The 14,086-nt window shown below is 75.2% G+C and carries 15 protein-coding genes; 7 read left to right on the forward strand and 8 right to left on the reverse strand.

Going from position 1 to position 14,086, the window contains the following annotated elements; all coding sequences use genetic code 11:
- Positions 1 to 43: 43 nt before the first annotated feature.
- Together ACA361_RS01235 and ACA361_RS01240 are read left to right on the forward strand one after the other, a co-directional pair.
- A complete protein-coding gene (locus tag ACA361_RS01235; RefSeq protein ID WP_375009856.1) occupies positions 44 to 1,426 on the forward strand; it encodes a magnesium transporter MgtE N-terminal domain-containing protein in 1,383 nt (460 codons plus the stop codon).
- Positions 1,423 to 1,920: a DUF1003 domain-containing protein gene (locus ACA361_RS01240; RefSeq protein ID WP_375009858.1), complete on the forward strand. Its 498-nt coding sequence runs from the start codon at positions 1,423 to 1,425 to the stop codon at positions 1,918 to 1,920. The genes ACA361_RS01235 and ACA361_RS01240 overlap by 4 nt, the downstream gene beginning before the upstream one ends.
- Before the next feature lie 40 nt (positions 1,921 to 1,960).
- On the opposite strand, the gene ACA361_RS01245 is transcribed toward ACA361_RS01240, so the two are convergent.
- A complete protein-coding gene (locus ACA361_RS01245; RefSeq protein WP_375009859.1) occupies positions 1,961 to 2,416 on the reverse strand; it encodes a MarR family winged helix-turn-helix transcriptional regulator in 456 nt (151 codons plus the stop codon).
- Positions 2,417 to 2,482: 66 nt separating this feature from the next.
- Between ACA361_RS01245 and ACA361_RS01250 the strand changes: the two genes are divergently transcribed.
- Complete coding sequence (locus ACA361_RS01250; RefSeq protein WP_375009860.1) at positions 2,483 to 3,622, forward strand: Mrp/NBP35 family ATP-binding protein; 1,140 nt, start codon at positions 2,483 to 2,485, stop codon at positions 3,620 to 3,622.
- A gap of 139 nt (positions 3,623 to 3,761) precedes the next feature.
- On the opposite strand, the gene ACA361_RS01255 is transcribed toward ACA361_RS01250, so the two are convergent.
- The 5 genes from ACA361_RS01255 to sigE all read right to left on the reverse strand — a co-directional run bounded on the left by ACA361_RS01255 (position 3,762) and on the right by sigE (position 8,968).
- Positions 3,762 to 4,130: a sec-independent translocase gene (locus ACA361_RS01255; protein WP_375009861.1), complete on the reverse strand. Its 369-nt coding sequence runs from the start codon at positions 4,128 to 4,130 to the stop codon at positions 3,762 to 3,764.
- Positions 4,131 to 4,226: 96 nt separating this feature from the next.
- Complete coding sequence (locus tag ACA361_RS01260; RefSeq protein WP_375009862.1) at positions 4,227 to 6,191, reverse strand: trypsin-like peptidase domain-containing protein; 1,965 nt, start codon at positions 6,189 to 6,191, stop codon at positions 4,227 to 4,229.
- Between the two features lie 174 nt (positions 6,192 to 6,365).
- On the reverse strand, positions 6,366 to 7,526 hold the full coding sequence (locus ACA361_RS01265) for a sigma-E factor regulatory protein RseB domain-containing protein (protein ID WP_375009863.1): 1,161 nt from the start codon (positions 7,524 to 7,526) through the stop codon (positions 6,366 to 6,368).
- Complete coding sequence (locus ACA361_RS01270) at positions 7,523 to 8,191, reverse strand: anti-sigma factor family protein (RefSeq protein WP_375009864.1); 669 nt, start codon at positions 8,189 to 8,191, stop codon at positions 7,523 to 7,525. The genes ACA361_RS01265 and ACA361_RS01270 overlap by 4 nt, the downstream gene beginning before the upstream one ends.
- 54 nt (positions 8,192 to 8,245) lie before the next feature.
- Complete coding sequence (sigE, locus tag ACA361_RS01275) at positions 8,246 to 8,968, reverse strand: RNA polymerase sigma factor SigE (RefSeq protein ID WP_375009865.1); 723 nt, start codon at positions 8,966 to 8,968, stop codon at positions 8,246 to 8,248.
- A 243-nt stretch (positions 8,969 to 9,211) separates the two neighbouring features.
- Here sigE and ACA361_RS01280 point away from each other — a divergent pair, with 243 nt between their 5' ends.
- Together ACA361_RS01280 and ACA361_RS01285 are read left to right on the forward strand one after the other, a co-directional pair.
- A complete protein-coding gene (locus ACA361_RS01280; protein ID WP_375009866.1) occupies positions 9,212 to 9,814 on the forward strand; it encodes an O-methyltransferase in 603 nt (200 codons plus the stop codon).
- 99 nt (positions 9,815 to 9,913) lie between these two features.
- Entirely contained in the window at positions 9,914 to 10,483 is a 570-nt protein-coding gene (locus ACA361_RS01285) for a hypothetical protein (protein WP_375009868.1), read from the forward strand.
- A gap of 19 nt (positions 10,484 to 10,502) precedes the next feature.
- Here the strand turns inward: ACA361_RS01285 and ACA361_RS01290 are convergent, their stop codons facing one another.
- Positions 10,503 to 11,999: a M17 family metallopeptidase gene (locus ACA361_RS01290; protein WP_375009869.1), complete on the reverse strand. Its 1,497-nt coding sequence runs from the start codon at positions 11,997 to 11,999 to the stop codon at positions 10,503 to 10,505.
- 172 nt (positions 12,000 to 12,171) lie between these two features.
- Entirely contained in the window at positions 12,172 to 12,339 is a 168-nt protein-coding gene (locus tag ACA361_RS01295; RefSeq protein WP_151568744.1) for a DUF3117 domain-containing protein, read from the reverse strand.
- A gap of 158 nt (positions 12,340 to 12,497) precedes the next feature.
- On the opposite strand from ACA361_RS01295, the gene ACA361_RS01300 reads away from it, so the two are divergent.
- Positions 12,498 to 13,301 carry a PaaX family transcriptional regulator C-terminal domain-containing protein gene (locus tag ACA361_RS01300; protein WP_375009870.1) on the forward strand — a complete coding sequence of 268 codons (804 nt, stop codon included), beginning with the start codon at positions 12,498 to 12,500 and terminating at the stop codon, positions 13,299 to 13,301.
- Positions 13,252 to 14,079, forward strand: coding sequence for an enoyl-CoA hydratase-related protein (locus tag ACA361_RS01305; RefSeq protein ID WP_375009871.1), 828 nt, complete (start codon positions 13,252 to 13,254; stop codon positions 14,077 to 14,079). Before ACA361_RS01300 ends, ACA361_RS01305 begins: the two co-directional genes overlap by 50 nt.
- The last annotated feature ends 7 nt before the right edge of the window (positions 14,080 to 14,086 follow it).

The following is a 14,086-nucleotide window of genomic DNA, read 5'->3' on the forward strand; positions in this document are numbered from 1 at the left end:
CCGGTTCCGGGTGAGGTCCAAGATCGTGGGTAATGTCCCTCCCATGACCGGGACTCCGACGCGGGTGTTCGTCGCGCGGCTCGCCGGCATCGCCGTGTTCGACCCGTCCGGCGACCAGGTGGGCCGGGTCCGCGACGTCGTGGTGGCGCTGCGCCTGGGCAGCAGGCCGCCGCGGGTCCTCGGCCTGGTGGTGGAGGTGTCGCCGCGCCGCCCGGTGTTCCTGCCGATCACCCGGGTGACCGTGATCGAGGCGGACGCGATCGTCTTCGACGGCCGGCTGAACGTGCGCCGCTTCCACCAGCGCGAGTCCGAGACGCTGATCCTCGCCGAGATGCTGGACCGGACCGTGGAGCTGACCGAGACCGGCGAGGCGGTCGGCGTGGTGGACGTGGCGATGGAGCCGACCCGGACCCGCGACTGGCTGGTCTCCAAGGTGGCGGTGCGCCGGGGCCGCGGCCGGGCCGGGCGGAACGGGCGGCCCGGCCGGATGCGCGGGCCCGGCCTGCGCCGCGGCGGCGAGACGTTCGTGGTCGACTGGGACGCCGTGCACGGCTTCTCGTCCGTCGAGCACGGCCAGGGCGCCGCCGGGCTGCTCGCCGCGTTCGAGAAGATGCGCCCCGCCGACCTGGCCGGCATCGTGCACGAGCTGCCGGAGAAGCGGCGCGGGGAGGTCGCCGCGGCCCTGGACGACGAGCGGCTGGCCGACGTCCTGGAGGAGCTGCCGCAGGACGACCAGATCGAGATCCTGGGCCGGCTGGAGGCGGACCGGGCCGCCGACGTCCTGGAGGCGATGGAGGCCGACGACGCCGCCGACCTGCTGGGCGAGCTGCCCACCGAGCAGCGGGAGCGGCTGCTGACGCTGATGGAGCCGCAGGACGCGGCCCCGGTGCGGCGGCTGCTGACGTACGCCGAGAACACCGCGGGCGGCCTGATGACCACCGACCCGGTGATCGTCCCGCCGGACGCGACCGTGGCCGACGCGCTGGCCCACATCCGCAACCCGGACCTCAACCCGGCGCTGGCCGCCCAGGTGTACGTGTGCCGGCCGCCGACCGCCACGCCCACCGGCCGCTACCTGGGCACCGTGCACTTCCAGCGGCTGCTGCGCGAGCCCCCGCCGACCCTGGTCGCCGGGATCGTGGACAGCGACCTGGACCCGCTGCGGCCGACGATGCCGCTGCAGGACGTGGCGATCTACCTGGCCACCTACAACCTGGTGGCGGGCGCCGTGGTGGACGACAACGGCCACCTGCTCGGCGGCGTCACCATCGACGACGTGCTCGACCACCTGCTGCCGGGCGACTGGCGGGAGGCCGTCATGGACGCCTCCGCCGAGCTGACCGGCGATCCCGAGGAGGAGGCCCTGCGCGGCGGCCGGGCCGGCCCGGGCGAGCCGAGACCGACCGATCGGGGGACGCCACCATGACGACGCCACGCCTGGACCAGCCGCGGGAGCTGCGCCGCAGCCTGCTGCCCCGCCCGCACTACGACCCCGAGTCGTTCGGCCGGCTGTCGGAGCGGATCGCCCGGTTCCTGGGCACCGCCCGGTTCCTGGTCTACATGACGGTCTTCGTCGCGGTCTGGATCGGCTGGAACCTGCTGGCGCCGCCCGCGCTGCGCTTCGACGAGTACCCGTTCATCTTCCTGACGCTGATGCTGTCGCTCCAGGCGTCGTACGCGGCGCCGCTGATCCTGCTGGCGCAGAACCGCCAGGACGACCGCGACCGGGTGCAGTACGAGCAGGACCGGGCCCGCAACGAGCGCACGATCGCCGACACCGAGTACCTCACCCGGGAGATCGCCGGGCTGCGGCTGGCGATCAGCGAGGTGGCCACCCGGGACTTCCTGCGCTCGGAGCTCCAGCAGATGGTCAGGGAGCTGGACGGGGAGCGCAAGGAATCGCACTCGACGCTCTCCTAGTGCCGGACCCTGAGGCGGCGGGCCTTGCGGTGGCGGGGCCTCACGCCTCGTCCGACAGCTTGGCCAGGACGCCCGCCAGCGTCCGCAGGTCGGTGTCGTCCAGGCGGCTCAGCACGTACTCCCGCACGCCCCGCTGGTACGTGGGCGTCGCGGCGTCCAGGCGCTCCCGGCCCGGGCCGGTGAGGACCGCGTACAGGCCCCGCGCGTCGCTGGGGCAGGACTCGCGGACCACCAGGCCCTCGCGCTGCATCCGGTCGATCAGCCGGGTCAGCCCGCTGCGCGACAGCAGCACCCGGTCGGCGAGATCGTTCATCCGCAGCCGGCCGCCCGGCTGCTCCCCCAGGTGGACGAGCACGTCGTAGGCGGCCAGCGCCAGGTCGTGCCCCGCCAGCAGATCGGCCTGGAGGCGGCGCGAGATCCGTACCTGGCCGCGCAGCATGGCGCGCCAGACGGTCAGCTCGGCGGCCGAGACGAGGGTGCCGGACGGCGTTGTCACGACCCGAATGGTACGCGCGCGCGGGGCGGTGCGCGGGCACCCCCGCGGAGTTCATACCATGGGTACATGGCCTCCCAGTTGACGATCGAGCAGGTGACCGAGGCGCTCGCCACGGTGAACGATCCTGAGATCCGCAAGCCCATCACCGAGCTCGACATGGTCAAGAACGTCGACATCGCGCCGGACGGCGCGGTCCGCGTCGGCATCTACCTGACGGTGGCCGGGTGTCCGATGAAGGACACGCTGACCAGGACCGTCACCGAGGCCGTCGAACGGCTGGACGGCGTCGCGTCCGTCTCCGTCGAGCTGGACGTGATGAGCGAGGAGCAGCGCAAGGCGCTGCAGACCAAGCTGCGCGGCGGCGAGCCCGCCAAGGAGATCCCGTTCGCCAAGCCCAACTCGCTGACCAAGGTGTACGCCGTGGCCAGCGGCAAGGGCGGCGTCGGCAAGTCGTCGGTGACCGTCAACCTGGCCGCCGCGCTGGCCGCCCAGGGCCGCAAGGTGGGCGTGGTCGACGCCGACATCTACGGCCACTCGGTGCCGCGGATGCTGGGCGTGGACGCCCCGCCGACCAAGGTCGCCGACATGATCATGCCGCCGTCGGCGCACGACGTGAAGGTGATCTCCGTCGGCATGTTCACCGCCGGGAACCAGCCGGTCGTCTGGCGCGGCCCGATGCTGCACCGCGCCCTCCAGCAGTTCCTCGCCGACGTCTACTGGGGCGACCTGGACATCCTGCTGATGGACCTGCCGCCCGGCACCGGCGACATCGCGATCTCGGTGGCGCAGCTGCTGCCGTCCGCGGAGATCCTGGTGGTCACCACGCCGCAGCAGGCCGCCGCCGAGGTGGCCGAGCGGGCCGGCGCCATCGCGGCGCAGACGCACCAGCAGGTCGTCGGCGTGATCGAGAACATGTCGTACCTCACCTGCGCGCACTGCGGCGAGCGCCAGGACATCTTCGGCGCGGGCGGCGGCCAGACGGTCTCCGACGCGCTGACCCAGACGCTGGGCACCCGGGTGCCGCTGCTCGGCCAGGTGGCGATCGACCCGCGGCTGCGCGAGGGCGGCGACGCGGGCAGGCCGCTGGTGCTGTCGGACCCCGACGCCGAGGCGGCCAAGGAGCTGCGCAAGATCGCCGATTCGCTGGGCGGCCGCTCCCGCGGCCTGGCCGGCATGTCCCTCGGCATCTCCCCCAAGCGCCGCTAGCCGTCCCCGGCAGAACAGAGGCCGCACGCGAACGGCCCCGTCCAGGAGTCCTGGACGGGGCCGTTCGCGTCGAGTGCTCTCAGGCGACCTCAAGCGGCCGCGGGCTGCCTCGGGTGGCCACAGTGACCTCGGATCGGCCTCAGGTGGCCTCGTTGTCGAAGGGCGGGCGCTCGCCGTACTCCAGGCCGCCGGCCGCGGCCGCCGCGTACGACGGCTCGTCGTCGAACAGGCCGCCGGAACCGCTGCTGCCGTTGGCCCGCAGGTCGTCGTCGTGGTCTTCCAGCAGGTGCTTGCGGACGAACGTCTTGGGGTTGAGGTCGGCGACGTCGAAATCCTTGAACTCCGGGCCGAGCCCCTCCTGCAGATCCGCCTTGGCGCTGTTGGCCATCTGCCGCAGCTGCCGCAGCGCGCGGCCCGCCTGACCGGCCGCCTGGGGGAGCTTGTCCCCGAAGATGACCAGGGCGAGCACGACGAGTACCAGCATCTCGCCCAGTCCGACGTCGAACAACCCGACCTCCACGCGCCAAGGGGGCCGGACCCCGCGGTCCGGTCCCCCCAGCGTATCCCCGGTCCGGACGAACCGGACCCCCGCCTCGGCAGGCCGTCAGTTGGCCTGGCCCAGCGTCACCTCTACCGTCGTCTCCTTGCCGTCCCGCTGATACGTGACCTTCACCTTGTCGCCGGGACCGCGGCTGCTGATCTGGGCCGACAGGTCGGCCGGCCCCTCGATCGGCTGGTCGCCCAGCTTGGTGATCACGTCGCCGGGGCGCAGCCCGGCCTTGTCGGCCGCGCTGCCCTTGACGATCGGCTGCACGCCCTGCTGGGCCTGCGTGGCGATCTTCACGCCCGGGCCCGAGTACTGCTGGTCCATCCCGATGCCGAGCTGGGCGCGGCGGGCGCCGCCGGTGTTGATGATCTCCTGGGCGACCCGCTTGCCCTGGTTGATCGGGATCGCGAAGCCGAGCCCGATGCTGCCGCTCTGGCTCTCCCCGCCCAGCCCGCGGCCGCCGAGGGTGGCGATGGCGGTGTTGATGCCGATCACCCGGCCCCGGCCGTCGACCAGCGGGCCGCCGGAGTTGCCGGGGTTGATGGCCGCGTCCGTCTGGATGGCGTTGAGGACCGAGGCGTCCCCGCCGCCCTCGCCGCCGGTCGGCACGGCGCGGTTCATCGAGCTGACGATGCCGGTGGTCACCGAGCCCTGGAGGCCCAGCGGCGAGCCGATCGCGATCACCGGGTCGCCGACCGCCAGGTCGTCGGAGTTTCCGAGCTGCAGCGCGGGCAGCTGGTGGGCGCCCTCGGGCTTGAGCACGGCGATGTCCGAGCTGGGGTCGCGGCCCTTGATCGTGGCGGGCAGCGTCTTCTTGTCGTTGAAGACCACCTGGATCTCGCCGCCGGAGCCGCCGGCCGACACCACGTGGTTGTTGGTGATGATGTAGCCGCCGTTGACGATGAAGCCGGTGCCGCCGGAGCCCTCGCCGCCGGCCGAGGCCACCCGGATCATCACGACGCTCGGCAGCACCTTCTGCGCGATGCCGGCGACCGAGTCCGGCGGCCGGTTCTTGGCCTGGCCGCCGCTCGAACTCCCGCCCAGGCTGACGCTGCCCGGGTCGTCGCCGTCGCCGGTCGCCAGCACGCCGATCCCGGCGCCGAGGCCGCCGGCCACCAGCGCCACGACCAGCGCGACCACGGCCAGCACGCCCAGGCCGGGCCCGCCCCGCGAGGCGGACGGCAGCGAGGGCACCGGCGCCCAGTTGGGCCCGCCGGGCGGCTGCCCGGGAAGACCGGGCTGCCCCATCGGGCGGGCTCCGGGCGGGCCCATCGGCACCGCCCCGGGCGGCGCGCCGGGCGGCGGGCCGGCCAGCGGCGGGGCGCCGTGCGGCGGCCGCTGCGACTGGTGGGGCGGCCACCCGTACGGCGTGCCCTGGCCGGGCTGCCCGGGCTGCCCTGGCTGCTGGTGCGCGGCCATCCGGGGGTCCTGGTCGTACCCGTGCGGGACGAATCCGGGCCGCTGCCGGGCCGGGTCCCCGCCGGGCGGCATCGCGGCGGCGGCCGCCTCGCCGCCCGCCGCGTTCCCCGCCATGGGGTTGCCCACCGCGGGGCTCCCCATCGCGGGTCCGTCCGGAACCGGCCCGTCCGGCACGACCCCGTCCGGCACGACGCCCTGCACGGGCGCCTCGCCCGGGCCGGGGACGGCGCCGGGGTCGCCGGGGACGGACCCCTGCGGCACGGGCTGGTCCACCGCCGTCGGGGACGGCGGGGCCGGGATGTCGTCGTCGCGGCCGTACGAGTCGGGCGGGGCGAAGCCCGCCACCAGCCGGTCGGAGATCCCCGGGGACTCCTTGCCCAGCGCGACCGGCTTCTCCGTCACCGGAGCGCCCGGGTCCCGGAGCTCGTCGGCATCGTCGCGGTCGTCCGGGACCGCGGCGGCCCCGCGATCGTCCTGGGGATCGTCCACGGCCTCCTGCGCGCCACCGGCGCCGGCCGCGTCCTCCCGGGCCCGCCCGGCCTCCTGGTCCAGGTCGTCATCGTCCAGTGACGACCTGACCGGCCCGCGGCTGTCTTCCGTCATCCCCATCTCTCCTACCGAGCATGGTTCTCGTCATCGCGCTCATCGTGCCCAGCGGGGCATGTGATGAGCATAAAAGGCCCTCAACCCCGTTCGCGGGAGCCCATCTTGCTATGTATGGCGCTAAAACGGCGTACCAGGTTCCATGACATCATTCCCGGGATCGGCCCCGCGCCATCAGCCGGCCGGATCGATCCAGGAAAGCAGCCGCCGGAAGCCCCGCGCCACTCGCGTCCGGATCGCCCCCTCCCTCCCGGGCAGCGCCGCCGCGACGGCGTCGGCGGTGCCGGGCGGGGCGTCGGTGAGCACCGTGAACACGTACCCGTCGCGCGCCCGGACGGCCCAGTGCTCGATCGCGTCCCGGCGGAACACGGTACGGCCGCCGCTCCCGGTGCGCCGCCAGCCGGCGAGGCGGCTCTCGTCGAGCCGGCCGCGCTGGACGAAGACCGACACGCCGGTGAGCCCGTCGGAATAGCTGAGGTGGACGGCCTCGCCCGCCTCGCCGGTGGTGGTGCGGCGCGCGTCGTACAGCGCCAGGCGGCCCGGCAGCGCGCCCGGAACCGGCCAGCCCCGCCCGCGCAGCGCCGCCAGCTCTCGCCCGTCGAGCCGGTCCGGCCACGGCACGGCGGCCTGTGAGGCCCCGGCGGCGGTCGCGGCGGGGGTGGTCGCGGCGGGGGCGGCCGGGTCGTGGACGCGCATCTCGGTGAAGCCCGTGGCGGAGACCCGCCGGCCGGCGGCGTCGAGCAGCTCGCGGCGCATCATCAGGCCGGTCTCGGCGTCGAGCCAGAACCGGCCGGCGGCGGAGCCGTCCGCGCGCCGCGCCTCCACGATCCGGGCCGTGCGGCCGCAGACCGCGCCGTCGGGGCGCCGGACGAGCGTGTAGTTGCGGACCAGGAGCCGCAGGGTCTCCGCGGTGAAGCCGACGCCGCCGGTCCACACGGGGAGGGTGTCCGGCTCGTACGTCCGGCTCCGGGACGCGGCGCCCACCTGGACGGCCGCGCCGCCGGTGGCGCCCGCGGGCGGCTCGGGGGTGAAGTAGGTGCCGTCGCCGGGCACGTGCTCGACCCGGACGCGCCGGGACGCGGCGGCGGTGCCGGTCCAGGCCGTGACGGACTGGAGGCCCTCGTAGCGCACCCGGCGCGCCGCGTCGGCCGAGGCCCGCAGCAGCCGCTCGGCCTCGGGGTCGCCGCCGCCGCGGCGGCGGACGGGCGGCTCGGCCGCCGGCGCGAGGCCGAGCGCGAGCGCCGCGGCGAGGCCGCACGCCAGTACGGTGCGCAGCCGCCCTGGCCGGGGCGGCCGGCGGCGCCCCGGCCCGCGGGCCGGGGAGCGCCCGATCACGGCCCGGGCGCGGGCGGTACGGAGGTGCGGTCGTCGACCGGCTCGGTCATCGGCACGTCTCCGGAGGTGAGCGCGTGCTCCACGGCGAACCGGTCGAACGCCGGGGTGACCGTGGGGATCTCCCGCTGGCCGCCGGCGGCGTACGAGGCGGCGCCGAGCCCGAGGACGAGGGTCGCGGCGCCGACGGCGAGGTAGCGGCGGGAGGGCCGGTGGAGGGCCGCGGTGGCGCCGGCGCCACGGCCGCCCGGGCGGGTGGCGCGGCCGGCCGGCCGGTTGTCGCGGGGCCGGGACGCGGCGGGCCTGGCCTGCGGGGCCGCGGACCGGGCCGGCACGGTGCCCGAGGACACGGGCCCGGCCGGGACCCGTGATCGTGCGGGCCGGGCGGGCGGCGGCGGGCCGTCGGGGCCGTCCGGGCCGGCCGCGGGGCCGCCGGGCGCGCCCATGCCGCGCAGCCTGGCCATGAAGTCGGGCGTGGGAAGATCATCGGCGCCGTCGGACGCGGGCAGGCCGCCCAGCCCCCGGAGCCGGCCCTTCAGGCTGCGCAGCGCGTCGGCCTCCGAGCGGCAGCGCTCGCACAACGCGAGATGGGCCAGCGCGCGGTCGCGCTCCTCATGCCCCAGCTCACCGTCGACCAGAGCGGTCAGACGCTCCCCCAGACAACTCACGCGGCTCCCTTGTCGATCAGATGGTCTCGCGCAGTCTCTCGCGCGCCGGTCTCGCTACGCGCCCCCGGGCCCGCCCGTCACGGCCGGCCCTGCCACCGCCTCCACGGCGCCGGCGGCGGTGGCACCGGCGAGCTCGCCCGTCCCGGTGCCGGCGGCCGCGGGCCCGCGGCGGCGGAGCGGCGCCCGGTGCTCCAGGGCGGCCCGCAGCTGCGCGCGGCCCCGGTGGATACGGCTGCGCACCGTACCCAGTTTGACACCCAGCGTCGCCGAGATCTCTTCGTACGACAGGCCCTCGATGTCGCACAGCACCACGGCCGCGCGGTACTCGGGGGCCAGGGCGTCCAGCGCCGCCTGGACGTCGGCGTCGAAGTTGGCGTCGTCGAACGCCTGCGCCGGCGTGGGCTCGCGGCCCTGGAGCCGCTCGGCGGCGTCGTCGGCCAGGCCCTCGAAGCGGATGCGCTGGCGGCGGCGGGCCATGTCGAGGAACAGGTTGGTGGTGATCCGGTGCAGCCAGCCCTCGAACGTGCCGGGCGTGTAGTTGGACAGCGACCGGAACACTCGGACGAAGACCTCCTGGGTGAGGTCCTCGGCGTCGTGCTGGTTGCCGGTCAGCCGGTAGGCGAGGCGGTAGACCCGCCCCGAATGCTCGCGGACCACCTCGTCCCAGGACGGAGGCGCCCATTCCGCCTCGGGTGCGTTCTCCCGCGCCGCCGCGGCCTCCCGGCCGCGCCCGGCGGCGGCGGACAGGCCGCCGCTCTGCCGGGGGCCTACCCCCACAGCGCCCTTAAATGTAAGTGCTGCCACTCCCATGGTGCCGGGTTGTTCCTCTCTGATGGCCAACGCTGTCGCTTTGGAACGACACGGTCGCGCCTGGGCTGGGGCGGTTGTGGACCGACGTCAAGTAGAACGTCATGAAAGGCCAGTTGGTTCCCGACCAGCGATATGGTCTTTCCAGCATGAGCCAGGCGGGGGTCCCGCGAGGAGGCAGCCATCAACGCCAGTCAGGCCACCCTGGCCTACGTGGAGGAGTTCCTCCCCGAAGACGAGCCATTGCTGAACGCGCGCCGGCGCGGCCAGGAGGTCGGCGCCGCGCCGATCGGAGCGGCCGGCGGGGCGGCTTTGCGTTTCCTGGCGACCCTGATCAGCGCCCGGACGGTGGTGGAGGTCGGCTCCGGCTGCGGCGTCTCGGGGATCTGGCTGCTGCGCGGCATGGCCAAGGACGCGGTGCTGACCAGCGTGGACGTCGAGCCCGAGCACCAGCGGCTGGCCAAGCAGGCGTACGCCGAGGCCGGGCTGGGCGCCTCCCGCACCCGCATGATCACCGGCCGGGCGCTGGAGGTGCTGCCGCGCCTCACCGACGGCGCGTACGACATGGTCTTCTGCGACGCGCTCAAGCACGAGTACCCGGAGTATCTGACGGCGGCGCTGCGGCTGCTGCGGCCGGGCGGCGTGGTGGCGTTCGACAACGCGCTGTGGCACGACCGGGTCGCCGACCGTTCCGTGCGCGACCCCGACACCATGGCGATCCGCGAGGTGCACGCCACGATCCGCGAGGACGAGCGGCTGGTGCCCCTTCTCCTCCCGGTGGGCGACGGCCTATTGTGCGCGGTCAAACGCGATTGACGCCTCCCGGAGCGAGTGAGCCCCCATATGGACGGAACCAAGCCCCCCGCATCCGCGCGGGACGTGCCCGCGGATAATGGCGCGGCAACGCCTTTTCAGGTGCGGGTAAAGGCGACCTGGCGCGGGGGCGGGCAGGTGTTCGCGTTCCTGGTCCTGGTGCTGGCCTCGGCCGGTTTCGTCGCGGGCGGGCTGGCGGGATCCGGCACGGCCGCGGCGGTGTTCGTCGTGCTCGGCGCGCTCGGTGCCGCGCTTTTCGGTACGGGCCTGCTCTCCGCCGCCGGCCGCGTGTTCGGGCGGCGGCCCGTGCTGGAGCTGACCTCGGAGGGGGTCCTGCGCCCGGCCCGCTGGCCGCTCCCCCGCCGCGCCGACCGTACGCTGCCGTGGTCGGAGGTGGCGGCGATGACCGCGCTGCGCCGCGGGGTCCCGGGCACGCGCCGCGGCGAGCAGGACTACCTGGTCTTCCTGCCGTCCGCCGAGCTGGTCGAGCTGGCCCGCACGGCGGAGCGGCCGAGGCTGGTGGCGCTCACCCTCACCGACGTGCCCGCGACGGCGCCGGCGGCCGCCTGGTGCTTCGCGGTCGACGCGGCCTGGGACGCCTCCCTCAAGGAGGTCGTCTCCCAGGCCCGCCGCCGCGCCGAGATCCCGGTGATCGACCGCCGCCGCCGCTGACGGGCCGCCCCTGGGTCCGTCAGGCGGTCAGCCAGGAGAGCAGGAGGCGGGTGCCGAAGCCGGTGGCGCCCTTGCTCAGATCGCCGTCGTCGGCGGTCGAGCGGCCGGGACCGGCCACGTCGAGGTGCGCCCACGTCCGGTCGCCGACGAACTCGCGCAGGAACAGCGCGGCCATGATCGAGCCGCCGCCGAAGCCGCGCCGCTCGATGTTGGCGACGTCGGCGACCTCGGACTCGATGCCCTGCCGGTACTCCTCGACCATCGGGAGCCGCCAGACGGGCTCCCCGGCGGCGGTCCCCGCCCCGGTCAGCGCGCCGGCGAGGGCGTCGTCGTTGGCGAACAGCGCGCCGTGCCGCAGCCCGAGGGCGACCTTGGCGGCGCCGGTCAGGGTGGCGACGTCGACGACCACGTCGGGGTCGAGCTCGGCGTCGGCGTAGGCCAGCGCGTCCGCGAGGACGAGCCGTCCCTCGGCGTCGGTGTTGAGGACCTCGGAGGTGGTGCCGCCGAAGTGGGTGATCACGTCGCCGGGCCGCATGGCCGACCCGGACGGCATGTTCTCCGCGGCGGCCACCAGGCCGGTCACCCGGTCCCGGACGCCGAGGTCGCGCAGCGCGCCCAGCACCGCCATGATCACGGCACCGCCGGCCATGTCGGTCTTCATCGTCTTCATGCCCTCGTTGGGCTTGAGCGAGAGTCCGCCGGTATCGAACGTGATGCCCTTGCCGACGAGCACGACGTGCCGCCCGCTGCCGCCGCCCTCGGGCTCGTACGACATCTCGATCAGCCGGGGCGGCCGGGACGACCCGGCGCCGACCGCCAGCAGCCCGCCGAAGCCGCCCTCGACGAGGTCCTTCTCGTCCCGGACGCGGACCGTCAGACCGGACTCGGCGGCGATCTCGCCGGCCCTGGCGGCCAGCCAGGACGGGTCCTTCTCGCGGGCGGGGGTGTTGGCCAGGTCGCGGGCCAGCGCGGCGGCGCGCGCGATCCGGCCGCCGCGCCCGGCGGCCGCGTCGATCGCGGCGGTGTCGGGCCCGGCCAGCGCGAGGGTGCGCAGGGCGGGCCGCGGCGGCGCGGCGCCGATCCGGAAGCCGTACGAGCCCAGCAGCGCGCCCTCGGCGAACGCCGCCAGGTCGCCGTCCGGGACCGCCGCGACCAGCGTCTCGCGGCCCTTGCCGCGGCGGGCGAGCGCGGCGCCCGCCCGGCGCAGCGCGGCCGGGGAGGCGTCGCCGACGCCGTACAGCAGCAGCTCGCACGGCCGGTCGCCGATCCGCGCGGTGGTGGAGGTCAGCTCGCCGGGCTCGCCCTTGGCGCGGTGCAGGGCGAGCAGCTCGTCCAGCGTGCAGGGCAGCGCCTCCCCCAGCGCCCCTTCCAGGGTCCCCTTGAGCGGCCCGGCCACCGCCGGCTCGGGCGCCTGCCGGCCAGGGCGAACGGGTACGGCCACCGCCTCGGCCGCCAGCCGGCCGGCCGCCTCCAGGACGTCCGTCCCGGCGGCCTGGATCCGGGTCTCGATGGGCATGGCGGTGTTCCCCCCTGGGCTCTGGTCGTACGGAAAGGGTCCTGCGGAACGGCGGGGGTCCCGGCGCGCGTGCCGGGACCCGTGACCGTTCAGGAATCCCGGTCGGGCTCTGGCCGGGGAGCGGCCCCCGGTCCCCCGGCGAGATCGACCGGCGTTCCTGCGTGCAGCGGGCTCAGCCCACGACTTCCTTGAGCGCGTCGCCGAGTTCCTTGGCCTCGTCGGCGGAGAGCTCGACCACGAGGCGACCGCCGCCTTCGAGAGGGACCCGCATGACGATTCCGCGTCCCTCCTTGGTCACTTCGAGCGGACCGTCTCCCGTCCGCGGCTTCATCGCCGCCATGCGTGCATCCCCTTCCTGCCTAGGGCCGCGTGGGGCCTCCGGGCACCGTTGGCCGCGTGGCCGCCTGTCGCATCCGCGTCATCAGTAATGGTTCATTATCCCGTGTTCGGAGCGCGAAGTGGTAACGATCAGCGAGCGGGGGCCTGGAGACTGGCTCCATGAACGCTCGTTCGGCGCTGTTCGATCTGTACGGCGACCATCTCCGGGAGCGCGGCGGAAGGGCGCCGATCGCCGCGCTGGTCAGGCTGCTGGCCCCGCTGGGGGTGGCCGCTCCCGCCGTCCGCACGGCGGTCTCGCGGATGGTCCGGCAGGAGTGGCTGGAGCCGGTGCGGCTGCCGCGCGGGCCCGGCTACCGGCTCACCCCGCGGGCCGTCCGGCGCCTGGACGAGGCCGCTCACCGCATCTACCGCGATCTGGGGCCCTGGGACGGCCGGTGGCACCTGCTGGTGGTCGAGCGGGTCCGCGAGCGCGCCCGCCGGGACCGGCTCGCGGCGGGGCTGTCCTACCTCGGCTACGCGCGGCTGGACGAGACCACGTGGATCGGCCCGCGCGCCAACCCGGAGCTGGACCCGCTGCTGGCCGCCGAGTCCGTCCGGGCGGAGCGCTTCGGCTCCTGCTACGAGGGGGACGCGCACGGCCTGGTCGCGCGGGCCTGGGACCTGGACGGCCTGGCCCGCGCGTACGAGCGCTGGCTGGCCGACGCGGAGGAGCTGCTGGCCGAGGCGCCGGCGGAGACCGACGAGCAGGCGTTCGCGGTACGGAGCCGGCTCGTCCACGAGTGGCGCAAGTTCCTCTTCCAGGATCCGGGGCTGCCCCCGGAGCTGCTGCCGGACGGCTGGCCGGGCATGCTGGCGGCACGGTTCTTCGACGACGCGGCGGCCCGGCTCTTGCCCGCGGCCAGGCGGTTCGTCGATGGTTGCCTGGAGGATCCACGTGGAGATTGCGAGGACGACGGTGTCTGACACGGTGCTGTACGACCTGACCGACGGTGTGGCCACGATCACGCTCAACCGTCCGGACGCGATGAACTCGCTGACGGTCGAGATGAAGGAGGCCTTGGGCGAGGCGGTGCGGCGCGCGGCGGGCGACGACGCCGTGCGGGCCGTCCTGCTCACCGGCGCCGGGCGGGCCTTCTGCGCCGGCCAGGACCTGCGCGAGCACGCCGCGAACCTGGCGGCCGGCAAGGGCCTGGACGACACCGTCCGCAAGCACTACAACCCGGTCGTCGAGGGGCTGGCGGGGATGCCGAAGCCGGTGGTCGCGGCCGTGAACGGCGTCGCGGCCGGGGCGGGCGCGGCGCTGGCGTTCGCCTGCGACCTGGTGATCGCCTCGGAGAAGGCGTCGTTCGCGACGGCGTTCACGAAGATCGGGCTGGCGCCGGACAGCGGGATGTCGTGGACGCTCCAGCGGCTGGTGGGCCGCGCGAAGGCCGCCGAGCTGCTGCTGCTCGCCGAGCCCGTGAAGGCGCCCGAGGCGCTGGAACTGGGGCTGGTCTCCCGGCTCGTCCCGGCCGGCGAGCTGGCGCCGGCCGCCGTGGAGCTGGCCCGCCGGCTGGCCGCCGGCCCGACCCGCTCGTACGCCGCGGTGAAGGAGGCGCTGAGCCACGCGGCGAGCCACGACCTGACCTCGTCGCTGGAGACGGAGGCCGTCCTCCAGGACCGGTGCGAGAGGACCGAGGACCACCGCAACGCCACGGAGGCGTTCCTGAAGAAGGAGCAGCCGGTCTTCCAGGGCCGCTGAGGCCCGG

Source organism: Actinomadura sp. 21ATH, assembly GCF_041951345.1.
Taxonomy (GTDB): Bacteria; Actinomycetota; Actinomycetes; order Streptosporangiales; family Streptosporangiaceae; genus Spirillospora.